Source organism: Bradyrhizobium sp. S3.3.6 (genome assembly GCF_040546905.1).
Classification (GTDB): Bacteria; Pseudomonadota; Alphaproteobacteria; order Rhizobiales; family Xanthobacteraceae; genus Bradyrhizobium; species Bradyrhizobium cytisi.
Window position 1 is genome coordinate 283,007 of record NZ_JBEPOT010000007.1, and the last position, 21,449, is coordinate 304,455.

Below are 21,449 nucleotides of genomic sequence, written 5' to 3' on the forward strand. Positions count from 1 at the left end.
CGAGGCAATCGCGACATGCGTCAGAGAACAGCCGAAGGTCCGGGCCTGGTTGGTGCGGCACCCACGCTGGACATTCCACTTCGTTCCGACATCGTGTTCCTGGTTGAACGCCGTCGAGCGCTTCTTCGCAAAGCTCACACGGCGACGACTGAAAAATGGTGTCTTTCATTCCGTCGTTGATCTCCAGGCGGCCATCAACCGCTTTATCAAAGAGCACAACGAACAACCAAAGCCGTTCATTTGGAAAGCAGCCCCTGACAACATCATCGCAGCCGTCAGACGTGGGCACCAAGTGTTGGAATCAACGCACTAGGCTGACCCAGCGCCCCGAACCGCATGACCTTCTTGACCGGCTGGCAATCGGGAATTCTCCGCGATTCCGAAAAAGTTGGTCAGCGCAGTGGAGCCCGCCTTCGCCAGCCAATGGTAGCGAGTAAAGCTTCGGCATTATCGGCTTTGATTGCCGCCCAAATCTGGTGGAAATTACGATAGGCTATTATGCCTCCTCATTGAGAACAGGAATGTCTGCTTTGGCATAGAACGCCAGCAAGGGCCCGAGATCAAAGGTCGTTGCGGGCGCAAGCCTCTGGACCGACCGCGGCCATGTTTCTGTTGACACGCCGCCGACGCCTCGCGCGAGAGTGCTGGCAAATCGGGGCATGAGCGGCGCGAGTGTCTGTGCCAGGATCGCAGCGGCCGTCGTCTGAAGGGCGAGCGAAGTGCGGGTGCGGGCGGGATAGAGACGTCGCGGCGCTTCATAGTCTTGCGCCTGTCGGTAGACTACACAATCGCTCACGAAATCGCAGGCCTGCGCGGCCGCGCGCCGGACCGAGAAGCCATCGTCCGAATAGGCGCGTTCCATCGCCGCGCGATGGATCTCTATCCGAGCAAAGAAATCGCGATCGGCGGGAGCCCAGTCGCCTGCGTCGGGCACACAGCCGCCAAAGTCCCGCTTGATTTCCCGGTGCAACGCATCAAGCCAATTCAGCCAGATCCCTTGGAACACCTCGTTTTCGGTGCGGCGTAGCGCGTCCAGCGTGAAGTTCGTCCGCTCACCTTCCGGGCGTGTCAGGCCCAAATGAAGACGCACGACATCGACTGTCTTTGGGCCAAGAACCTCTTTGCCCCAGACCGCATGGCCACGGCTGGTCGAGAACTTCTGGCCGTCGAGCAAGTAGAACTCGTTCACATGATACCGGATGCGCGGCGTCCAGTGAGAGAATACCTCAGCATAAAGCGCCGGATAAAGTAGCGTGTGGTAGAAGGAATTATCGAAGCCGAAGAAATGGACAAGCTGCCAATCATCGCCGGGCAAGGAAGCATCCCAGTCACGACCAACCGAGCGAGCCAGCGCCTGGATGTTGTAAAGAAAACCAAACGCCATCTCTGGCCAGACCCAGGTCACCTGCCCCGGGAACCCCTCGGCCGGTAACCCCCAGTCCGATGGGTGGGTGATGGGCACGGAAAAGTCGCCACGTTGGCGTAGACGCGCGAAGAGGTCCATGATCCGTAAGGGGGCGCCCGACGCCCTTAAATGCCGGTCGATATTGACGTAGCACCGTTCCAGCGCAAGTTCGGGACGGCGCACGGAGCCGACCACCGGCGCCTCGGCCGAGTGCCGCGACCGGACTGCACCTAGGTCGTGGCATAAGTTCGGCGCGCCGCATTCCTCGCAGATGTTGCCGGCAGCGGAGCCGCCGCAATCGGGGCAGAGGCCGCTTACATCCGGTTCGTAAAGGTAGTCGCCCGTCACAGCGTCGAAGAGCGCAGGGCTCTGGCGCAGATCTACCGCCGTGCTGCTCAGAAGACTACGGAAACACGCGGCTTGAAACTCTGCATAAGCGCTATCGCCCAAAGTGAGGAGGAAGTTGTGGACCTCACAGTCGAGAAGCGCAAGCGTGGCTCTAATCTCGTCGGCGTAATGGCGCGCCACCTTGGCGGGCGTCGATTGATCGGCATCGGCATGCGTGGCGACGTAGCTCTGGTAATCGTCGCTTCCAGTCAGGTGATAGGCTTCGACCCCTTTCATGCGCAGGAAACGCGTGTAGACATCGGCGCCAAAATAAGGGCCAGAAAGATGCCCCAGATGCAGATCGCCATTAGGCGTCGGCGGCGCGGAGAAGACGAAGATCGGCCCGCGGGGAGTGGCTACCTGTCCAGAAGCTTCGAGGGCGACCTTGCCGTCGCGCCAGTAGACATCGACGAAATTTAGGTCTTCGTCCCTATCGTTGTGCAGCACATGGGCTTCAAAAGGGTGGAACAGAACGACATCGCCGGCCGCGACTGAGATTTCCCCACGGTCGGTCCTGACCTTGCCCGCTCCGGACAGGACTACGAAAGCCTCGATTTCGTCGTGCCGATGGGGCTCGGATGTGGCGCCCGGTGCCACCTTGCCGAATGAAAACCCGGTGCCAGCGCTTCCCGTTCCAAGGGTGGCCACGTCGATACCGAACGCCCGCGACAGCTCCGTTCGAGAAAACGTAAATTTCCGCATGACGAACCTCAGCTGTTGAAGCAGTGGTATCTCCGGCTGCCAACGAAACAGCCTCTGCTGCAAGTTGCGAAGAGAGACGGCAGCCCGACAGGTTGGCCGCCCCCGTTAGAATAATCCGGCGCTGAGGCCTCAGGCGAGCGACGACGGGGGCCAGTAGGGCTTTAGCGTCGACCCGGCGACACCTCCACAACCGACATACCGGACTGCGCGCGGTGCTCCAGTAGCCGGCAATCAGAACGCCACGCTCTCCGCCCGCATCTTTATGGTCGATCAGTTTCGTGTGCATGCCGAGCCTGGTCCGTGAGCTCAATCCCGATAGAAAATGCCGTTGGGGGGCTTGAGGTTGTCGAGATCGGCCACTTTGCCCTCTGGCGGATTAACGGCGCGCTTAAGCACGTTATATTCGGCGCGGGTCGGTCCACCGGTTGAAGCACGCTGGAACACCAAGTAGAGTGTCCGCCGAGAACGATTGCTTTTGTTCGGTTGTGAGTAATGCGGCGCGTAATCGTCGAAGATGAAGATGTCGCCAGCCTTCCATACTATGGGCTCCCAGGAAAACGTTTCGGTGACTTCAGGATCGATCACCCCGCCGGCGTCCATGGGAAATACCCCCTTCTTGTGGTTGCCGGGGCTGAAGAAAAGGCCGCCGTTGTCCGGGTCGGAGTCGTCAATGCCTATGGCAACGACCGCATGGACCATCCGGTCGGGCAGCCTGTGTGGAATGTGATAAATGTCTTGATGCGGGCGATAGCCGCCGCTATCGGGATAGTGGAAAATAAGCAACTCCTTGAGCCTGCGCGAATCTTCGCCAAGCAGCTCCTCGACAACAGACTTTATGCGCTGATCTTCTAGGAGAAGAGAACGCAATGGATCGTGAAAATCGAGAAAATTCTCGACCTTAGAGATGATCTTTCGATTGTCCGTTGTCTTCTCGAACCACATGAGCCATTTATCGTCGCTGACATCCCAGCGTGAGATATCTTCGACAAAGCTGGAAATACCCTCCCGAGCCGCGGGATCGAAGAACGTTTCGAGCTTAAGGTATCCAACTTTCTGCCACTTTTCTCTTTGTGCATCAGTCAACATGCGAAAGCCTCCTGTTGGTAAGACTGGTTGGTCGAACATTCCGGGCAGGGGAGTCGGGCGCTGGTCAGATTGTGGGTCGACGCTGACGGTACTCCACGGTATGTGGACGGTGGTGCTAAGTGCGTTCCGCCCCGGGTGTATTGCAGGACTTTGTTGTCTCTCCTCACTGGAGAGATCGTCCGGGCCCGTAAAGATCTGTGGGGCCGGTACGTCTGCACGGTGATCACGGCCAAGCATGCTATTGATGATGCGGCTACTTGGTAGGCATTAAACTGGTCCCGATCATTGCTTATCTCACCCGGGCCAGCCTCGACACGCACCGCTACGGGCCGGAACACGCCGCTGACCGCCGACCCAGCCATGACCACCAAGGTCACTGCGCAACTGCGAGTGAGCGAACTGCTGGGATCCTTACGCAAATGCAGCCCCGCAGAACAACGCGGTGCGCCGACAGGTCCAATGGCTTGTTCAGTCACGATGAGCTCGGAGAGGGCTCCGGCCTTCGCCGCAGCCGAGGCGGACATCATTCCTTGGAGGCCCCCGCCGATGATCAGTCGTCGGCGAGTCATATCCCGCTGCCCATTTCTTCGGCTACTGGGTCGGGCCAGCCCTCGACGGAGGTACGGCTGATGAAGCCAGGATGCTCGGGATTCGCGCGCGGTGGGCGCTGTAGAAGGCTGTCAAGAATGCGGCGAGCTCGCCAGGCCAGCAGGCTTAGGTTCGGATCGGCCAGCCCGCGCTGCCCGAGGCTCGCGTTCTGTACGTAGATGCGTCTGTCACGTGGTCCGTCCCAGCACACCGAAAAATCCTCGCGAACGGCCAACTCATTGTCGATATGTTCCAGCCGGTCCGCCATCGGTTCAAAGAAGTCTGGCACCGCGTTCACGTAACCGGTGGCCAGGATGACGATGTCGGCCGTGAGTTCTTCGACCTCCTCCATGCCGTGCTGGAGGGTCAGCCTGTGACCCGCGCCGGCGTTGATGCAGTGTGAGACGGTGCAGCCCGGCCGCAGTGTGATGTCGCACGGGTTTGGCTCGAGAAATGCGTGGCGGTACAGCGTCTGATACACAGCGCGCAGCGTGCTTTCCGAAATCCCGTCCGAGGCAAGCACGAAACGCCGGAGAAACAACTTGCGCTGCGGCTCGCTCATGGCCGCGAAACGATCCGAAAAACAGGGCATGAACAACTCGTTTGTGAACGGGCTGTTGTCGAGGGGCAGGTAGTTTTCGCGCTGCGAGATCCAGGTGATCGAGGCAGGCCGCCTTTCTTCCGGCCGGCCGACAAGATGCAACAGCACCTCGGCTCCCGACTGTCCTCCGCCGACAACATAAACATGCTTTTTGTGCACCTCAGGATGGATGTGCAGTAATTCAGATGAGTGGAACAGGTTGCGTCCAATCCAGCCCCGAAACTGAGGCGGAATTTGCGCCTGCTTGCCAATGCCGACCACTAGGTCTCTTGCACTGAGAACTGCATCGTCGGTTCGCACCCGAAACTCGCCATCATAGCGTATTTCGCGCACCGTCTCGCCGCCGCGGACAAGCGGGTTCCTGCGGAACGCCCAGTTCAGGTATTGCTCGAACTCAGCCCTGAGAACAGCAGCGAACTGTGCATTCAGGAAGTGGTAGAGACGCCCGTTCTCGTGCAGGTAGTTTATGAAAGTGTAGGCTGATCGCGGATTAACCAGCGTGACCAGATCCTTGACGTGGCTGACCTGGAGTTCTGAGGAATCGAATGCGCTTCCTGGATGCCAGCGGAAGTCAACTTGCCGATCCAAGAACAGTGCCCCGTGCCCGATTTGCTCGTGTATCTGACACGCAAGGCTCAAATTGGACGGGCCAGCACCGATCCCAATGCAAGAGAGCTCCAGTTGCCTTGCTACTACTGACGTTTCCAAAACATGCGCTGTGCGCGGCGAATGTCGGCCATGGCCGTTGGGCTTACCCTCCCCGCAGGCATCGTCGACGCCGCCCGACTTGCGACAGTTTGTCCGCGCGTTCGTATTATCGCGTGTCCCGCCTGCGGATCCGGGCTCCGTGATGAGATCGGCACTCATGCCGGCGACATGTGCCGCGTGGCTGGTATCGAGAATCCCGCCTCGATGATCTCGGCGTGATCAGTGACATGCTTTCCCAGCCTATCCCTCATTGCAATTGGGCTCAGTTGCCCGCCTCGACCGTGATGGGCCGACCTTCGGCCTGCTTGGCGACCAGCGGGGACACGGTCATGAGTGCGGCGACAGCATTTTCCCGTCGGTTTGATCATAGAAGACATCCGCTGCTGCGTTCGGGAGGTCCTCTGCATCGAACGTGCCAGAGCAACACAGCAGCAAAGCAACGGAAAGCAGGTATGCGAACCTGTCGAGTATCCGACATTGAGGCCGAAACCCTGCACCGGCGCCGATTTTGCTCGTAGTCGTACTTTTCGGCTTCATGGCGTTGCAGGCGCCCTTGGCACTTTCCACGATCGTCATCGAGGAATGGCCTCGGCGACGAGTATCGATCCCTTGAAAAGGAATTTCCGTTGCGCAGCTGACTATCGGGCGTCGCGCACGATCGGGCTAGCTGCGTGAACGTCTTGAGCTGGGCTCGGCCTCGCGACGAAGGCCAATGAGAACGCAAGGTGGGACGACATCCGTTCCACGCTAGCAACCCTGGTTTACGTAGTCCGCCTTGAACAATGGCTAAGCCATTGACGCGGCAGTGCCGCGGCGACGGGAGGAAGTATCCGGTTTGGCGGCGCAAGCAGCGATAGCGAACAGGATGAGCGCACGCCAAAGCCCAAGTGTGGCGAGGATGAGGAGCAGATTGTGGCCGGCAGCCACGAGCAGAGCATTGATCGCGTCGCCACCATGACCGAGAAGGAAGTTTCGGTCCAGCCGCCCATCGGTTTTCATGTGACCGATGGTGGCCTCGATGGCCGATCGTCGCTTCATCTCCCGCTTCATGGTGGCGGTCAGGCCGCGCTTGCTGCCGGCGATCATCACCGAACCCGAGCCGGCGTAATCATGGCCGCGATAGTCCTTGTCGACGTAGATGCGGTCCGGATCGATACCCCAATCTCCACCGCCTGATCGACCGTCGCTGCGAGCGTGTGGCCGTCATACGGATTGCCCTCGAAGGATTTGGCCGGTGCGGACCGGCTGCACCCGTGCTGCGGCGTTGGCCTGTTTGACGAGAACCTTCGATTCAGCAGCTTTCGGGATTCGTTTGCCGGCGGCGAGCGGTTTCAACTGCCCTGATAGCGGCAGGGGTTTGGCAATTCCACGATCTTGACGGGCGACGGCGGATCGGCGGTGAGCGTCGCCGGCGCCGCGGTATCGTAGTTGATGTCGGGGGATGAGATTGTGCGCGCGCAGCCGCCGTGCGTCGCGACGGGCAGCAGCAAAGCCGTAAGTGCGGATTTACGGAAGCACGTATCCCTGTCTTTCCGGCTTTGCTGAACGATTGAGAGAGGCGAAGCCGGACCGCCGGCGCTTACGGAAATCGGCGGGGGTCATGTCCCAGCTCCTTCGACCAGTTGATGGCGTTGACGTAGATGCCGAGCGGATTCTTGCGCAGCCGATCGGCGTCGGTTGGAGGCTGAATCGCGATGGCAAGGATCGCAGCCCAAAGTGTGGTGCCGGCGAGCGCCAAGTCCTGTTAGCCCTGCTCGACCCAGGCGACGCGGAAGCTGTCGGGCGAAGCGCGAATGACGCTGGAGACGTCGATCGCGACCTGCTCCTTGCCGAGACTGGCGAGGGGTCATTGGCGCGGGCGTAGTCGTTCAGCGCCAATGCGCGCGCCCTGGTCGTGAAATCGTAGGCCTGCGGCCACTTCTGCTGCACGATGATCGGATCGGCTGGAAGCGAGCGCACCATCGTGGTGAAGTGGGCGAGGTACCAGGCAATCTGCGGGCCGCTCGGCCTGTAGTCGGCCGCAGCCGGCGCCATAGCTTGCGCCTCGCCGAGCTCGTCGACCTGTACACCTAGGGAACGACGGTGCCGTGCGCGGACTGCCAGACGAGCCCGCCGACGAGGCCGCAAGCCACGATCAGCGAACCGAATGCCATCGGCTGCCAGTTCTTGGCTTGCACGCGGGCCGAGCCGATGCGCTCATTCCAAACCTGCGCCGCGCGCTGGTATGGAGTTGCGGGTTCGGGTGTTCGGCCGTAGCGGCCGACGATCGCCGAAAGACTGACATTCGTTATTCTCCTCCCGAGAGGTCGACGGAGTGGCCGCCGCCATGGCTATCGCCGGATTTGAGGGCTTGCGCGGCGGACTGCGCGCCGTGAACAACCGCCTCATTGCGTTTCATGCGCTGGACCCAGGCGGGCAAACCTCGCTCGCTCCTTGGAAAGCGGCTCCTTCTTGCGGCCTCGCCACCCTCAACGACTCCCATAGTCGAGGAGCCACCCGTGTTGGCGAAACTGGCGCGGGCGCCTGAGGCGAAGCTCTCCTGCATTGCCCGGTTGCTTGCTCGGCGGCGCGCCTGATGGGTGCGGCGACAACGCTGGCCGCCGCACGGCCCGCGCCGCTAAAGCCGGACGAAACGCGGCCTGCGCTGGACCGACCGGCCGAGGCGAGGCTGTAGGGGGAGGACACGCCTCCCGCCATCGCCGTACCACCAACGCGGCGGCCGCCAACGCTCCCCTTCCGGCGAGAGCGAGCGAAGCGCCGCCCGCCATCGCCGCGCCGGCGACGGCGAGGCTAGTTCCGACAGCAGCGCCCGCGCCAAGCTGCGGCGCGCCAGAGAACAGACCGTTAGCGATGCCCGGCGCCGGGGGCCGAGCATGGCGAGTGCGGCGAGCACGACAGAACGTCTGCTCGATCGTCGGCTGGCAGCCGCCATAGGTGGTGGTGAACTGCGAGACAGTCCGGCGCCGATGCCGACGATGACAGCGAGCACCATCACCTTCACGGAGGCGACGACATTGCCCAGCACCTTCTCGGCGAGAACGGCAGTCTTGTTGAAGAGGGCGAAGGGAAAGAGGATGAAGCCCGCGAGCGTTGTCAGTGAACTCGATCAACGTGACGAATAGCTTCACCGCCAGAATGAATAAGCGATCAGGACCAGGAGCCAGGACACCATCAGCACCGCAACCTGGACGAAGTTCGCAAAGAAGCTGGTGAAGCCCATCATCTGGCTTGCGGCGTCCAGCAATGGGTGGCCCGCGGTCGAGACCGACCTACGCGAGCCGGCCGGGCCGCAGGAAATCGGCTATCGAGATGGAGGAGCCGCCGGCCTTCAGGCCAAGCCCGGCGAAGCTATTGAAGATGAAGCCCGAGAGAGTGTTGAAGGTGAATAATCCGATGTAGAGCGCCTTCTTCACCAGCCGCTGGAGGATGCCTGCGCCGGCGCACACGCCCAGAACAGGCAGGCCAAGGTGATGTCGATGACGATCAGCGTCGAGGCGAAAGAAGTGATCTCGCCTTGGATCAGGCCGAAGCCTGAATCGATATAGGTGGTGAAGGTGTTGAAAGGTGTCGATGACGCCGACGTTGTTCATCGTTATCTCCCCTCCGCAGCGTTCGTCGTCGACGGTGTGGCCGGCGCGGCCCGTTGCGGCACGCGGCACCGGCCTGCCGAAGAAGCGCGCGCGGTTCTCCTCCCAGACCGCCTGGCAATGCGGATCTTCGGCATCCTGGGGCCAAGCGCGCGGCAGCGGTGCAGCTAATAGGCCGAGAGATCGTCGGGCGTGGAGACAGCAGGAGCGTCGGAGCCGGGTTGTGGCGCGGAACGGCGATGGATGGCGGACACCCACCTCCGCTTGCCGCTGGCACACCGCAAGCACATGAAGTCGACCAACATGCTGGAGCGGCTCAACGAGGGATCAGGCGACGCACCTATGTGGTGCGTATCTTCCCCAATGGCGAGAGCTGTCTACGGCTCGTCCGTGCGTTGACCGTCGAACGCCATGAGCCTTGGCTCGAGGACCGTCGCTAGCTGAACATGGATCTGTTGAAGGACCACAAGAAGGAGGAGTTACGCCAGGCGGCCTGACGATGCTCGGACCCCAAAGGGACGGACGCCACCCCTCTCCGCCGCCGTCGCTCGCCTGCTGCGCTTCTGGGTGAGGCGAGCGACGGCGGTTCCGAGGGGATGGCTCGGCCGGATCCCATGATCGATTTTACTGAACTTGACGCACAGAACTCTCTTCAGTCGCGGGGTTCGGCTGGATATGTCTGCTGCGAATTTGGGTTCGCCTGACCTCCTTCCTTAGGGCCTTGGCTTACTGAAGGGCCTTAGTGGCAAACCCAGGCCCGCAGCTTGCAGTCCTCGTTGCCGGTCTCATTACATCCGGCCAGCGCGCCTTGTTGCGATAGCTCCTCTTCAAATTCACCAAGTGGGTGGGACCACCACCCACGTCCCAGCCGGCGTCCATTGCCTATGGCAACGGCGGCGCAAGCGTTGCTTTCGTAGCTTCGATTTGGCAATCCGAGCCGCCCTTGCGGCGACAGTCGAGCAGGGCCCACCGTTTAGCGTGCTTTTGTGATCTACACCCGTGCGAGACACCGACCACGTCATCTGGTTTGGAGTATGCGATGGCCCCGGAGCCGGCGAACGCGGTATTGTTTGAAATAAACAGCGCGAGGACGCTGATTATTAGTTTACGCATTCACTTTTCTCCATTCGGATTTGAGCATCGCACCGATTGGCGCCTATTGCCCTACGGCGAGATACAGCAAGGGCCGTGCCAGCGCTCCTCGCGCGCACTAAGCGCCTGATTGTGTTTTGAAACAGTTCGCGATGCGCAAACCGCGCACGGTGTTTTGAATCTCACAGCTTTGTGCACCGCTGTCAGAAAGCGGACAAGGATCGAGGAGCTGACGCATCCGGACCTTGCCCCACGGACTTGATCCGGATTGAAGGCAATTCCTTTTTGGCAATGCGCGCGGCGCCCTGGGAGACTTGCGGTGGACTACCGCCAACTGCTGCAAGAGGATTTCACGGTCCACTGCCGCGCTTACAGCAAACTAGGGTACAGACTCAATTGAGCCAATATGCGACGAGAGCGGCGAGCTGAACAGCGGCCAAGAAATTCCGGACGAGCTTGTCGTATCATGTGGCGATGCGGCGGAAGTCCTTGAGCCGACAAAAATCAGCGTTCGATGATATTTCGGCCTCCGTAGGCGCGTTTGTTGAAACGATGAATGACGACACGGTTGGATTTATTGGGAATGACGGGCTTGGCGCCGGGACCAGCGATTTCGGCGCGAAGGTTGTCCCCGTCGTACCCTTTGTCTGCGAGAAGCGCGCTCATGGGCGGTGCGAGCGCCAGAACATCGGGCGCGGCAGCGATGTCGGCATCCTGACTTGGGGTCAGATGCAGGACGACCGGTCGGCAGAGCGGATCGCTCAGCGCATGGACTTTTGTCGTACGGCCTCCCCGCGAGCGGCCGATTGCCTGATTGTGCTCCCCCTTTTCCGCCGGAGGCACACCGATGAGCTTTAATCGAAGTCGAGTCGAGCGACAGCACGACGGCATCTTCGCCAGGTTTGGCCAGTGCTTGAAAGATTGCGCACCATCGTTCGCGCTTGGCCCAGCGATTGAAGCGATTGTAGATCATCGTGTAAGGACCGTATTAGCCCGGACAATCACGTCATCGCGCACCCGATTGCAGCTTGTGAACAATACCGCTGATGATGCGCCGATCGTCGTCCCGATCCGGCCCCGTCAGTCCCGTCGGCAGATGAGGCGATGAGGTTCGATACGAGCCCATTGCCTGTCATTCAACCAAAACAAGCCCGCGCGCTTTTCTCTCGCCCCCGGATCAAGAACACGGAGGCAAGAGACTCACGTGGCGCTATTTAGGTACAGACCCTAGCTAGCAGCGAGAGACAGCTCAGCGCCGAATGACGTCTGCCGGCCGAGCTGATGATCCGCCGGCACGCTCGCGGACCGCATTTCCGGTGATGGATCTATATTCACGGATGCGCCTATATCCGTCGCTGATCGAAACCATGACAACCGATGAGGTCTAGGCCAAGTGGGCGGTCTATCGGCAGACCGGTCAGCTCGTTCACCGCGCGAGCTGACCCTCGGGGACGCAGAGACCTGGAACGATCAGCCGGCCCGGCGGTCGTAAGCCGCCTGGCCGGAACGATCACGCCGATCAATTTCCGAAAATTGAATCATATCTCAGCGCTGGTGACCCAAGCCAATCCCCAAGGTACGTGCTTTCTGTCGTAGGGACCCCTCGGATCGCTTCATCTGCTTTGAAACCCTCGCTACAGGAGTACGGGCCTTTGAGTGCGCTTTGAGCAGCTTGACGTCATCCTTACTATACTCTTTGCGCTTGACGGCTTTTGCCACGTGATATTCTCCGATTTCGCTTTACAAATTTGTCTGTAGCGCCTCGTTTTGTTTGGCGAAAGACGCAACTGCCTCCCATTACCATATCAATGGTCATCGGCAACTATTCAGGCGGATTATTCTCTTCGCGATAAGAACTGGAACTACACGCGAATGTGTCCTCCCTCCATTTTTATCCGCGTGACAAACCCGATTCTCGACATGCACGTCACCCGGCTTCAACATGGGAGCAAGCCACAGAGAAGGGACGCTCGATCCGTCTTCGAAAGCGACTCGACAATCGCTGCTTGCTTGAATGCTCCGACTTCAAGTCACCAAGACATTTCGTAGAATGATACTGGGCGCCAGCATTAAGTAGCGCTGGATCGGCCGGGACACTCGCACTGCCTCACTTGCGCGCGCATCATCAACCGGCCTCCACGGCAAGTGCACGGCGTTGCCGCGCGAAGAACAAACGTCTTGTCCAATTTACCAAAGGAAGGCGGCTTTAAGTGAAAGTTCTCGCAAAGGCAAATCTTGCGATACCATATCCTCGTCGGTGGATCGAGCACAGCTCGCCCGTCCTAATTGATCTGCCGCAGTATTCTTGACCTAATTAGCAACGTTGAGATACCCAGGCAATTCCGCCAGAGGAACGATCGCCTGCCCCGTCTCATGGACCCGACGAACGAGCGTCGTGATCTCCCTGGGCTGGTCCCTACCGCGTGGTAAACAAGCCGCGGGCCTAGCCGTCCGGGGTGAGCTTGGCACCGGCAGGCGATTACTTGATCATGAGTTGCCAGAGCGCTTGGCCAGCACAATGCCGTTGGCACGCTGCGGATCATCCGTAATCTGTGCACACTGACCGCCACTGTCGAGCAGATGCAAGTCGAACTGTCCAACGCGGCGGAACGGACTCTGCGTCATGTCAGAGGCCTCGCAACAAATCCAGGCTAGATGTGGAAATGTCTGCCGGAGCGTGAGGCAGGGCTCAGACGCTGTATCAATAGTGGCTAGCGTCTGCTCGATGTTCGTCAATTCGCCTGCGGCGAGCACCATCTCCATAATCCTTATTGCCAGAACAAACGTTCAGGGTCGGCGTTCAGAACCGCTGTCGCCAAGCCAAGCCGTTGATGGGTCGAATGCCACTCCCAGACGCCCTTACCGTGATCTTTGCGGAACAGCTGCCATGCCGCCCCAGTCCTATCGTGGTGCAATAGCGCGACGTCGACGAGGCCTCCCTCCGCATCGATATTGCCTGAGCAGCACCGGCTCTCGACAAGATAGCCGCCAGCAACCGCTGTCACCTCTGGCGAGACAAATCGGTAGCGCTCGCGCCCCGTCAGCGCGCGCACGATCCGCCATCGGTCGAGCTCGTTGGGGTGCGCAGGCAATCCGCAATGATGTCGCCTGATGATGGCGGCGTTCATTGCGCGATATCCTGGACTGCGGCGATCTCTGCCTCAAGGCAGCCAACCACCAACTGCTTGCCGAAGTCGACCATATAGATGGGTAGGTTCGCTTCCGTATGGAGACCGACCTGGACGATCTCACCAATCTGTCCGACGCTGACCAGACACTCTTCCGCCGAGGCGGCGGGAAAGGAACCGTCGTTGAGCAGATCGATTGCCGCCTCGACACGTTGGCCTGAGCTGTATTTTGGCACCCTCGGTTCGATCATCAGGGTGCCCCTCCTGACAAGCAAGGCTCCTCGCCTCTGTTGCCTCGCGTGACTAGATCAAGCTCTTTGCGTTTCATGCCGACGCGATAGCCTGAAGCGAGGAACTCGACCCCATAAATATAAAATTGTTGCAGGAACGTACCGATCGAAACGACATAGCCAAGCTCGCCTTTCTTGACGAGAACCTCACCGATCTCCTTGCCCACATAGGTGCCGTCGTTTCGGATGGTGCGGTTGGCCCGCACCTTATCGCCGTAATCAAAGAAGGGCACGTCCGTCAACTCGACGATGTCACTATCACGGGCGATGTTGCTCATGCTGCCGTCTCTTTCCATGCTTCAACTGTGCGGCGCTTCGCGAGCGCCCGGCGTTACGGACCGCCCTATCATGATCCTCGATCAACTCCGTCGATTCCCGCACCGCCGCGCGGCTTGCGACCACGTATTGGATGAGCCGACGGGGATGACGATGCGTCCACATCAACGCCCGGCACCCCAAAACGGATGCTTGAGATGGCGATCCGCGAGCCGATGATTGATGTTGAGGAAGCCGCCGATGCTGCACGCGAGTCCGTCGTTGACGCAACGAACCTGAGCCGGCAGCAAGAAGTGCGGTTCAGCGCGACACGCGCAGCTGGCAGAATCGACCTGATTGCCCGGCAACTGAGGGCATCGTGGATGACATCACTCATGGTCCCGCCCATCCGCTCGAGCGTGCCTCGCAAACCTTGGCGCCAATCTTGTGCGCGGGACTGCGGCCCAGCAGTCTCTCGGCAAACCGCCGTCCTTCCCTCGAGTTGCCCGAGACGCGTCTCCAAGTGGGCAACAAGCCTTGAGCGAGAATAGCAAGACCCACGCGAGGTACTCTCATAGCAGCCGAATTCGGGCTGGTGGCACCACCGCGCCGGTCGGCAGCAAAATCATATCCGCATCACGAACGCCTTGGCTTGACACAGGTTGATTTTCTGCATCTTCAGAACCCTGCCGCCCTGCAATGATGCTCGGCCGGCTCGACACCGTGCGACCAACACAGAGCTCGGTGAGGACGCCCTCGTTTCGCTCGGATGACCGACTGAAGAAGACCTCCAGCATGAATGTCGCCTGTTCAATGATGGCTGAGGTCACTGGATTGATATCGCGCAAGACGGGTCCGCTCTTGGTGGACCCATCGGCGAAATCGATCCTCGACGCTCAAGACCGCAGCCTTCGGGCCGGCAGGAATAGCTTAACGCGTTGCCTTCGACGTTCGCGTCGCCAGAATATGGCTCGCCAACTGCGAAAAAGCCGGCGACCAGGGCGAGCCGTCCACCCGATTTGGGAGGGCGACAGCCGCGGTCGGCGCCTCGTCAAGGCGACGCATCATCCGCCCGAGTTTCTGAACCGTTCGTGTCGTGGTGACATCCATGTTGTGGTCCTCAAGGGGGCGCCCGATGGCGTGCCAGTGCTGTGTCGAGCACGCATGTGTTGTCAACCGGACAAACCGCCACGCATTGCGGTTCGTCAAAGTAGCCGTCGCACTCGGTGCATTGCTCCGAATCGATCAGGAAAGCGCCGGCTACCTCGGAAATAGCAAGATTTGGGCATTGCGTTTCGCACGCTGAACAGCCCGTGCATTGCGAGGCGATGATCTTGTACGGCATTGTCTGAACCCATCCTTCAGGCGGCGGAAATCAGCGCATTGTGGCGGGCCGGATCGACCCGCTCAAGGTGCTTGATCTTCCGCTCATTGACTTTATCGAGATAGAGTTTGAACCAGGCGATCGTCGAGGCATCGATGAACTCGCAGGCGTACTGATCGACCGGCTCGATGCCGGCCTTGATCAATTCGGCCTTCGGGCAGCCGCCGATCTTTGACACGAATACGGCGTGGCAATCCTTGATAGCGCCGATGGCGATTTCGAGCTTGCTGTCCTCGCCATGGCCGCCCTGGCAATAGGGATGAATAGGACGATGACCAACGAATTTCGCGCCTGAAGTCGAGAGCTCGTAGATCTGGAACTCCTTGGCGTGACCGAAGTGCTGGTTGATCAATCCCGAGCCCTTGGTTGCAACCGCCACCAGCACTTTGATTTCGCTGGACGCGCCGGCGAGCCCCGCGAGCTCCTCCTGCTGGGCCGCAAGCTTTGTGATGCGCGCTTTCTCGACTTTGGCCTGATACGCCTTTCGGGGCTGCTCGTCGTATTTGATGTCCATCGCCATGATCTTTTCCATGGTGAACTCCGAGCCGCGGTCCTCTCCGAGCAGTCCGACGGCGTCGGCCCGGCACTGACGACAATGACGCATCATGTTCATCTTGCTTTCGCAGCTATCCTGCAACGCTGTCACTTCCTGTGCGGTCGGGCCGCGTTGCCCCCTGAGACCGAACACGGTGCCGTGCTCTGGCGACGATATCAGGGGCATCACGTTATGCAGGAAGGCACCGCGCGACTTCACAGCCATGTTCACCGCAACCAGATGCTGATCGTTTATCCCGGGAATCATCACCGAGTTGACTTTGCACAGGATGCCGCGCGCGGTGAGCATCTCCACGCCCTGGAGCTGCCGATTGCTAAGGATGCTTGCAGCTTCAACGCCGGTGTAGCGCTTGTGGCGGTAAAAGATCCAGGGATAGATCTTTGCACCAATTTCGGGATCGATCATGTTGATCGTGATCGTCACGTGATCGATCTTGAGTCTTGCGATCGTGTCGACATGATCGGCTAGCGCAAGACCGTTCGTCGAGAGGCACAGCTTGATACCTGGCGCGAGCTTGTTCACAAGCTCGAACGTCTTGAATGTCTTGTCCGGATTCGCTAGCGGATCGCCAGGGCCGGCAACGCCGACCACGCTCATCTGAGGGATCGCGGAAGCGACCGCCAGCACCTTTTTGGCGGCCTGCTCCGGCGTCAACTTCTCGCTGACAATGCCGGGGCGCGATTCGTTGGCGCAATCGTATTTACGATTGCAGTAATTGCACTGGATATTGCAGGCGGGTGCGACCGCGACATGCATGCGGGCATAATGGTGGTGCGCCTCCTCGCTGTAGCAGGGATGGTTCTTCACCTTTTCCACGATCTCATTTGGCAGATTGCTGATGCCGGTCTGAGATCCGCAGCTCGCCTTCCCGCTGCCGCCGATGGTAGCGCAGCCCTTGTGCTTAGTGACCGCTTGCGTGGTCTCCCTGATCTCGCCGCCGCCGCAGGATACTTGGTGTTGCGCTGAAGTACTCATTTTTCCAATTCTATTCGCAAGCCGAACCCTACCGGCAAGCATCCACAGAGACGTTTCTGAACAGCTAAGAGCAACTGGCGTGCCATGCCTGCCACAAATGACTTTTGCGATTTGCGTCAAGTAGTTATGTAACACTCGCACGAATGTCAGTTTATCATCATGTTGGAAAGCTGACAGAGATTGCGATCACAAGAGCGCTGGCAGCGTTGTTTTGACGACGGGTAGGCTGCTTCACCGATGCCCTTGGCAAAACGCAGGGCGGGTGGCCGGTCACGCCAGGCCCAAGCCAGGGGAATGGTGTCGCGTTCCTCGCAGGTGCCGGACCGCCCCGCCAAGAACAGCTTCCGCCTCCGCCGGTTGGCGAGGTTTTGTGGAACCAGAGCATTCATCATTCGGTTGCTTCGCCGCCGCGCTTCTTGGCGTTGATAGTGATTGGTAGGGTGGTGTCACTCGCCATCGCCGGTAGGTCGAGCACCCAGCCGTTCGCGATTCTGATCCAACCGCCCCACAGCGTCTCGTGCTCCCATTCGACGATCGGCTCCTCAAGATCCTTCTTGGGCACATAAATCGAAAGGCCCGTCTCGGGCGAACGGCGAATCATAACCTTCATGGGAGCTCCGCACGTTGTGAGCTCTCGCCCGCGCGCTCCTGACACGCACGCCACAAGGCTCTCTGTTTGGCAACGATGTCCGGCATGACTTGCAGGACACGGTCGATCTCATCGGGCGCCGTCTCGCGCGACAGCGAGAAGCGAACCGCACCGCGCAAAAAGGGCGGTGGTACTCTCATCGCGCGCAGGACATGGGATGGCTCCATCGAGCCGGACGCGCAGGCTGAACCGAGTGAGACGGCAATTCCGTTGCGGTTCAGGTGGTGGACGATGGCCTCCGCTTCGATATGCTCGAAGGCAATGTTAGACGTATTTGGCAAGCGGTTCTTGACATGGCCAAGCACGATGCAACAGCCGTGAGCGAGAATGCCCTGCTCCAGCCGGTCGCGAAGGGCGCCAATCTGCGTCTGGTCTTGTGCGAGGTTTGCCGCAGCGAGTCCCGCCGCTTTGCCGAGCCCAACAATACCCGTAACGTTTTGGGTACCAGCGCGGCGACGCCGCTCTTGTACGCCGCCGAAAAGCAGCGGCCGGAACTTGACGTCCTTGCGCACATACAGCGCGCCGATCCCCTTCGGACCATGGAGCTTGTGCCCGGAGAGCGACAGCATGTCGATGTCCGTAGCCTTCAGGTCAATCGGAATTCGCCCGACCGCCTGGACTGCGTCGGTGTGAAAGAGCGCGCCGACTGAGCGCGCCATCTTGGCGAGGGACTTCACCGGAAAGATCGTACCGGTCTCATTATTGGCCCACATGACCGAGGCGACTGACGTGCGCCTCGACAATGCCTTGCGATAAGTCTCGATGTCCAGTCGGCCGCTGGCATCTACCGGAATGACATGGGTCTTGATTCCTCGTCGGCCCAACTCCTCGGCAAGGGACAGCACGGCCGGATGCTCAACGGCCGTTGTGACGATCTCGTCGCGCCCCTCCTGCACGGCGAGCGCAGACAGGATCGCTGTGTTGTCGGCTTCAGTCCCGCCGGAGGTGAAGACGATCTCATGATCGAATGCCGCGCCAATGAGGGACTGCAGGTTCCGGCGCGCCAGTTTCAATGCGGACGCAACCTCGCTGCCGAATGCATGCGCGGAGGACGCATTGCCGAATTGTGTAGAGAAGAACGGCAGCATCGCCGCAACGACCAACGGATGTGCGCGGGTCGTCGCGTTGTTATCCAGGTAGATCGGCCGCACGGACTGTCCGCTCTGCACTTAATGTCGCCCTTTGGCAGCTCCGCGGAGCGGGATCAGGCGGACGAACTCGCCGAGCCGCTCGATCAGACGCGCCTGAATGGCCGCGAGCGTCGTGCCCGCAAGCTTGCATGACATGCAGGCGCCGGTCAGCCTGACGATGAGCTCACGATCTCCACGATCACGCCTGAGGCTCGCCCGATTCTCATCGAGCACGGCTCCGACAATTTGCTCGCAATCGGAAGGCTCAGAAATCGGAGGCTGCTTCGTTGGTACAGTCTTGATGCCCATGTTTCGAAGCCCTTCTATTGCGGATGGTCGAGGACAGGCTCACCTGCACGGTTTGTCGCAGGAGCAGCTCGACTTGGCATTTGGATTGTCGAATCGGAACCCCGATCCTTCGGGCGACAGCACGAAATCGATCGTGGTACCGTTGAGATGCTCTTGGGTCGCGCTGTCGACGAAGAGTTTGATGCCGTCTAGCTCGACCACGGCATCATCGGAGCTCGGCCCATGCGCGAGATCCATCTTGTATGTGAACCCTTCGCAGCCGCCGCCATCGACCATGATCCGCAGGCCGCTCGCCGGCTGCCCTGTCGTGGAGATTGCGGCCCTCAATGCGTTGATGGCGTTATCCGTTAGGTTGATCATTTTTGGCTCGCTTTCAGGTCTTCTCGCAAGGCACGTTTCGCAAATCCCATGCCAGTCGAGATGCAGCTGAAATGAAGGATTTGCGGGTGGCCACTGTTCGATTCACGACCTGTGTGTCGGGATTTCGACACGAGGCTTCCCGGCCGCCGCGTCATCCGGCCAAGTCCTCGCGACGGTGCCAGCACGTATCCATGCACATAGCGCCAAGCTGCCGCTTACGCCGCGGAGATAGCGTGACGGCAAACAACTTGCATAAGCGTAGCGGACACGTCGCTTTGCGCGACGCGTGCACACCACGCATTGATGAGGAGCCTTTCCATGACGTCGATTGACAACACTGCTCTTGGCCCGTTGGACAAGGAGGGGCGGCTATTGAATGCGGTACTTAAGAGTGAAACAACGAAGTCGGGGCGATTTGGATTCCGGGGCGACATCGCGCTGAAATTCCAAGCCCAGTTCGCCGACGAAAAACGACCACCGGACTATTCCATCGAACAAGTTCTTGCGATCGCGCAGGAAGGCGAGCCGACCATCCCAGTCCTTGCCGGATATCTGCATTCCTTCGCGTATCTACCCGAGGCCGCAAAGGTGCTGGATGGCAGGCTGAGCCCCAAAGGCAGCTATTTCATGTTCTGCAACAACATTGATCTGCTCGCGAAGTACCGTACCAAGGTAGGCGACATCACCTTCCGCATTCTGCCTTGCGACGAATCAACTGTGTGGAAGGAGATGATGGACCTCGCCGGCGTCGACAAGAATGACATCAAGAAGCTCGGTCCGGCCGGTAGGCTCGACTACTTGCTCGACGCGGCCAAGGACATCGGTGGATCATACAGCGAGATCTCATACGAGGACGGCTTGGCCAAAATGGAGCCGGTGAAGAACAGAGGCGAAAACCGCCCAGTCTGAGGCAGCGCCTCAGGCCCCCTCGCCAACTCGACGAGTCTGCCGCAGAGAGAGTCACTGCACCCAGAGCGAGTCACTGTACCGCATCGCCTGGGACTGGCTCTGAAACCCTCGTGATGGACTTCTCGGCCTACGTTTTGGAGATCACACGACCGCTCTGCTAGGCGTGTATTGGCCATGAGTACTGTCGTCAATTACACCGAGGGGCGGCTGGCCGCGAGGGTCCGGCTGGCTGCGTCCATTGGGATCCGAACATTCCAATGATGATCGGCTCCTATTCGTGGTCATATTTCAGAGGGCTGATCGACGGTGTCTTTGGCGTTGTGCTCCAGGCCATTGCCGGCCTGAGCGGCGCTGAGATGTCGCGCGAGGAGCGATCACTGTGCTGATGTTCGAGGAAAGATTGTCGGCGACCGGCACGCCTCCGCGGCTGGGTGATCTCCGTGCTGCGGAAAGCCGGCGCGGGACGCAGGACCGCGCCGCCCCGCATGCGCGCCAGCGGGATCGCCCGGCAAGATCCGCCCAGGTAGTGTCTGAGGACGAAGCTGTCGCTGAACTGGTGGAGGTGCTGGACTCGATCGGAGATACCTGCCCGAGTGCCCGCCGCTGTAATCAACAGCACGCGCGTGAGGTCGAGCAGGCGGGTGGATTCTCCTTCAGCCTCGTGTTTGGCCATCTGCGGCGTCCTTAAGGATTGCTCACGGAGGTTGCTGTCTCGATGCGTAGCAGATCGAGCGAGGTAACCGGGGATCAAGGCTAGCAGACACCACAAGAAATAGAAGGATGCACCGCTTCATAGGGCGCTATCGAGCCGACCGTGTCTGATGACAGCTTGGCCGCAGCGCGCTTCATCCTGTAAGCAGTGAAGTCGATGATTGTTGCCGAGGTCTCTGTCATCTGATTCGTCCACCTACTCTTGAAAGCGTCGCGCCTGAGTCCATGATTGCAGCAGAACTATTCTGCCGGCGTCCGTCTTGCGAGAGCACGGCCGCGGCTGCAGCGAGTCGGATGCCACCTATCCGGCTGTCCGCAAAAAGCGAAGCTATTTGTTGCCTGCCTCCCGCCGCGCGTGGAAGCGGTTGACGCATTTCCTAGAACAAAGCCCCGTTTGTCAGCAGTAATAGCGGATAAGCCCGAATCGTCCCACCGCACACCGCGCAGAATCTCGATGACCCGTGGTTGGAAGCATAATAGTCACTGCGCATTCTCGCCTTCCTGTCGGCGCGACCTGAATCTCCCCCATGCATCTCCCATTTCCGCGACACGGCGCTCGCACTTTAACTGCGGGTCGCCAATTGCGATGCTTGTGGCATGTACGGACCACCGGCGCAGAGTGTGACTCTGGTGTGCG

19 protein-coding genes and 6 pseudogenes are annotated in these 21,449 nt (G+C 59.9%); 3 read left to right on the forward strand and 22 right to left on the reverse strand.

The features are described from left to right. Positions 1–25 precede the first annotated feature (25 nt). Positions 26–313 (forward strand): annotated as a pseudogene (locus ABID59_RS21960) (IS630 family transposase); the annotation flags it as partial. A 183-nt stretch (positions 314–496) separates the two neighbouring features. Here the strand turns inward: ABID59_RS21960 and ABID59_RS21965 are convergent. From ABID59_RS21965 to trbL, 7 genes and pseudogenes are all read right to left on the reverse strand, one after another. Then, positions 497–2,494 (reverse strand): class I tRNA ligase family protein, encoded by a 1,998-nt coding sequence (locus tag ABID59_RS21965; RefSeq protein WP_354084746.1) that lies wholly within the window; start codon positions 2,492–2,494, stop codon positions 497–499. Between the two features lie 306 nt (positions 2,495–2,800). Beyond that, positions 2,801–3,580 (reverse strand): phytanoyl-CoA dioxygenase family protein, encoded by a 780-nt coding sequence (locus ABID59_RS21970; RefSeq protein ID WP_148774680.1) that lies wholly within the window; start codon positions 3,578–3,580, stop codon positions 2,801–2,803. Between the two features lie 565 nt (positions 3,581–4,145). Next, positions 4,146–5,450, reverse strand: coding sequence for a lysine N(6)-hydroxylase/L-ornithine N(5)-oxygenase family protein (locus tag ABID59_RS21975; protein WP_354084816.1), 1,305 nt, complete (start codon positions 5,448–5,450; stop codon positions 4,146–4,148). 813 nt (positions 5,451–6,263) lie between these two features. After that, a pseudogene (locus ABID59_RS21980) lies at positions 6,264–6,709 on the reverse strand (transposase); the annotation flags it as partial. 99 nt (positions 6,710–6,808) lie between these two features. Further along, on the reverse strand, positions 6,809–6,967 hold the full coding sequence (locus ABID59_RS37455; protein ID WP_502916818.1) for a hypothetical protein: 159 nt from the start codon (positions 6,965–6,967) through the stop codon (positions 6,809–6,811). A gap of 89 nt (positions 6,968–7,056) precedes the next feature. Next, positions 7,057–7,761, reverse strand: a pseudogene (trbF, locus tag ABID59_RS21990) (conjugal transfer protein TrbF). Positions 7,762–7,764: 3 nt separating this feature from the next. After that, a pseudogene (gene trbL, locus ABID59_RS21995) lies at positions 7,765–9,223 on the reverse strand (P-type conjugative transfer protein TrbL). Positions 9,224–9,316: 93 nt separating this feature from the next. Here trbL and ABID59_RS22005 point away from each other — a divergent pair. Next, positions 9,317–9,504 (forward strand): annotated as a pseudogene (locus ABID59_RS22005) (transposase); the annotation flags it as partial. 442 nt (positions 9,505–9,946) lie between these two features. Here ABID59_RS22005 and ABID59_RS22010 read toward each other — a convergent pair. The 14 genes and pseudogenes from ABID59_RS22010 to ABID59_RS22075 all read right to left on the reverse strand — a co-directional run bounded on the left by ABID59_RS22010 (position 9,947) and on the right by ABID59_RS22075 (position 19,192). Further along, positions 9,947–10,177, reverse strand: coding sequence for a DUF4189 domain-containing protein (locus ABID59_RS22010; protein ID WP_354084747.1), 231 nt, complete (start codon positions 10,175–10,177; stop codon positions 9,947–9,949). A gap of 371 nt (positions 10,178–10,548) precedes the next feature. Next, positions 10,549–11,343: pseudogene (locus tag ABID59_RS22015) on the reverse strand (IS5 family transposase). 1,300 nt (positions 11,344–12,643) lie between these two features. After that, complete coding sequence (locus tag ABID59_RS22020) at positions 12,644–12,913, reverse strand: DUF6129 family protein (RefSeq protein WP_187437101.1); 270 nt, start codon at positions 12,911–12,913, stop codon at positions 12,644–12,646. An 11-nt stretch (positions 12,914–12,924) separates the two neighbouring features. Beyond that, on the reverse strand, positions 12,925–13,284 hold the full coding sequence (locus ABID59_RS22025; protein WP_354080978.1) for a DUF3024 domain-containing protein: 360 nt from the start codon (positions 13,282–13,284) through the stop codon (positions 12,925–12,927). Then, complete coding sequence (locus tag ABID59_RS22030; protein ID WP_148774677.1) at positions 13,281–13,535, reverse strand: nitrogen fixation protein NifZ; 255 nt, start codon at positions 13,533–13,535, stop codon at positions 13,281–13,283. The genes ABID59_RS22025 and ABID59_RS22030 overlap by 4 nt, the downstream gene beginning before the upstream one ends. Beyond that, entirely contained in the window at positions 13,535–13,852 is a 318-nt protein-coding gene (locus ABID59_RS22035) for a nitrogen fixation protein NifZ (protein ID WP_354080976.1), read from the reverse strand. Before ABID59_RS22035 ends, ABID59_RS22030 begins: the two co-directional genes overlap by 1 nt. Before the next feature lie 549 nt (positions 13,853–14,401). Further along, positions 14,402–14,677, reverse strand: coding sequence for a hypothetical protein (locus ABID59_RS22040; RefSeq protein ID WP_148774675.1), 276 nt, complete (start codon positions 14,675–14,677; stop codon positions 14,402–14,404). Between the two features lie 272 nt (positions 14,678–14,949). Continuing rightward, positions 14,950–15,174 (reverse strand): 4Fe-4S binding protein, encoded by a 225-nt coding sequence (locus ABID59_RS22045; protein WP_148774674.1) that lies wholly within the window; start codon positions 15,172–15,174, stop codon positions 14,950–14,952. A gap of 16 nt (positions 15,175–15,190) precedes the next feature. Continuing rightward, a complete protein-coding gene (gene nifB / locus ABID59_RS22050) occupies positions 15,191–16,744 on the reverse strand; it encodes a nitrogenase cofactor biosynthesis protein NifB (protein ID WP_354084817.1) in 1,554 nt (517 codons plus the stop codon). Positions 16,745–16,890: 146 nt separating this feature from the next. Continuing rightward, complete coding sequence (locus ABID59_RS22055; RefSeq protein WP_148774672.1) at positions 16,891–17,136, reverse strand: hypothetical protein; 246 nt, start codon at positions 17,134–17,136, stop codon at positions 16,891–16,893. Continuing rightward, a complete protein-coding gene (gene nifT / locus ABID59_RS22060; RefSeq protein ID WP_148742989.1) occupies positions 17,133–17,354 on the reverse strand; it encodes a putative nitrogen fixation protein NifT in 222 nt (73 codons plus the stop codon). Before nifT ends, ABID59_RS22055 begins: the two co-directional genes overlap by 4 nt. Then, positions 17,351–18,544 (reverse strand): cysteine desulfurase NifS, encoded by a 1,194-nt coding sequence (gene nifS / locus ABID59_RS22065; protein ID WP_354084748.1) that lies wholly within the window; start codon positions 18,542–18,544, stop codon positions 17,351–17,353. The genes nifT and nifS overlap by 4 nt, the downstream gene beginning before the upstream one ends. Before the next feature lie 18 nt (positions 18,545–18,562). Continuing rightward, on the reverse strand, positions 18,563–18,832 hold the full coding sequence (locus ABID59_RS22070) for a NifU family protein (RefSeq protein WP_148774670.1): 270 nt from the start codon (positions 18,830–18,832) through the stop codon (positions 18,563–18,565). Between the two features lie 39 nt (positions 18,833–18,871). After that, complete coding sequence (locus ABID59_RS22075; RefSeq protein WP_275173680.1) at positions 18,872–19,192, reverse strand: iron-sulfur cluster assembly accessory protein; 321 nt, start codon at positions 19,190–19,192, stop codon at positions 18,872–18,874. A gap of 318 nt (positions 19,193–19,510) precedes the next feature. Between ABID59_RS22075 and ABID59_RS22080 the strand changes: the two genes are divergently transcribed. Next, entirely contained in the window at positions 19,511–20,101 is a 591-nt protein-coding gene (locus ABID59_RS22080) for a hypothetical protein (protein WP_354080962.1), read from the forward strand. Positions 20,102–20,372: 271 nt separating this feature from the next. Here the strand turns inward: ABID59_RS22080 and ABID59_RS22085 are convergent, their stop codons facing one another. Next, positions 20,373–20,774 carry a hypothetical protein gene (locus ABID59_RS22085; protein ID WP_354084749.1) on the reverse strand — a complete coding sequence of 134 codons (402 nt, stop codon included), beginning with the start codon at positions 20,772–20,774 and terminating at the stop codon, positions 20,373–20,375. Positions 20,775–21,449: the final 675 nt, after the last annotated feature.

What these genes read in the sequence shown, in the direction of transcription:
- ABID59_RS21965 (WP_354084746.1), bottom strand. Translation starts at nt 2,494, where the DNA reads ATGCGGAAATTTACGTTTTCTCGAACGGAGCTGTCGCGGGCGTTCGGT.
- ABID59_RS21970 (WP_148774680.1), bottom strand. Translation starts at nt 3,580, where the DNA reads ATGTTGACTGATGCACAAAGAGAAAAGTGGCAGAAAGTTGGATACCTT.
- ABID59_RS22010 (WP_354084747.1), bottom strand. Translation starts at nt 10,177, where the DNA reads ATGCGTAAACTAATAATCAGCGTCCTCGCGCTGTTTATTTCAAACAAT.
- ABID59_RS22020 (WP_187437101.1), bottom strand. Translation starts at nt 12,913, where the DNA reads ATGGTGCTCGCCGCAGGCGAATTGACGAACATCGAGCAGACGCTAGCC.
- ABID59_RS22025 (WP_354080978.1), bottom strand. Translation starts at nt 13,284, where the DNA reads ATGAACGCCGCCATCATCAGGCGACATCATTGCGGATTGCCTGCGCAC.
- ABID59_RS22030 (WP_148774677.1), bottom strand. Translation starts at nt 13,535, where the DNA reads ATGATCGAACCGAGGGTGCCAAAATACAGCTCAGGCCAACGTGTCGAG.
- ABID59_RS22035 (WP_354080976.1), bottom strand. Translation starts at nt 13,852, where the DNA reads ATGAGCAACATCGCCCGTGATAGTGACATCGTCGAGTTGACGGACGTG.
- ABID59_RS22045 (WP_148774674.1), bottom strand. Translation starts at nt 15,174, where the DNA reads ATGCCGTACAAGATCATCGCCTCGCAATGCACGGGCTGTTCAGCGTGC.
- nifB (WP_354084817.1), bottom strand. Translation starts at nt 16,744, where the DNA reads ATGAGTACTTCAGCGCAACACCAAGTATCCTGCGGCGGCGGCGAGATC.
- ABID59_RS22055 (WP_148774672.1), bottom strand. Translation starts at nt 17,136, where the DNA reads ATGATGAATGCTCTGGTTCCACAAAACCTCGCCAACCGGCGGAGGCGG.
- nifT (WP_148742989.1), bottom strand. Translation starts at nt 17,354, where the DNA reads ATGAAGGTTATGATTCGCCGTTCGCCCGAGACGGGCCTTTCGATTTAT.
- ABID59_RS22070 (WP_148774670.1), bottom strand. Translation starts at nt 18,832, where the DNA reads ATGGGCATCAAGACTGTACCAACGAAGCAGCCTCCGATTTCTGAGCCT.
- ABID59_RS22075 (WP_275173680.1), bottom strand. Translation starts at nt 19,192, where the DNA reads ATGATCAACCTAACGGATAACGCCATCAACGCATTGAGGGCCGCAATC.
- ABID59_RS22080 (WP_354080962.1), top strand. Translation starts at nt 19,511, where the DNA reads ATGACGTCGATTGACAACACTGCTCTTGGCCCGTTGGACAAGGAGGGG.
- ABID59_RS22085 (WP_354084749.1), bottom strand. Translation starts at nt 20,774, where the DNA reads ATGGCCAAACACGAGGCTGAAGGAGAATCCACCCGCCTGCTCGACCTC.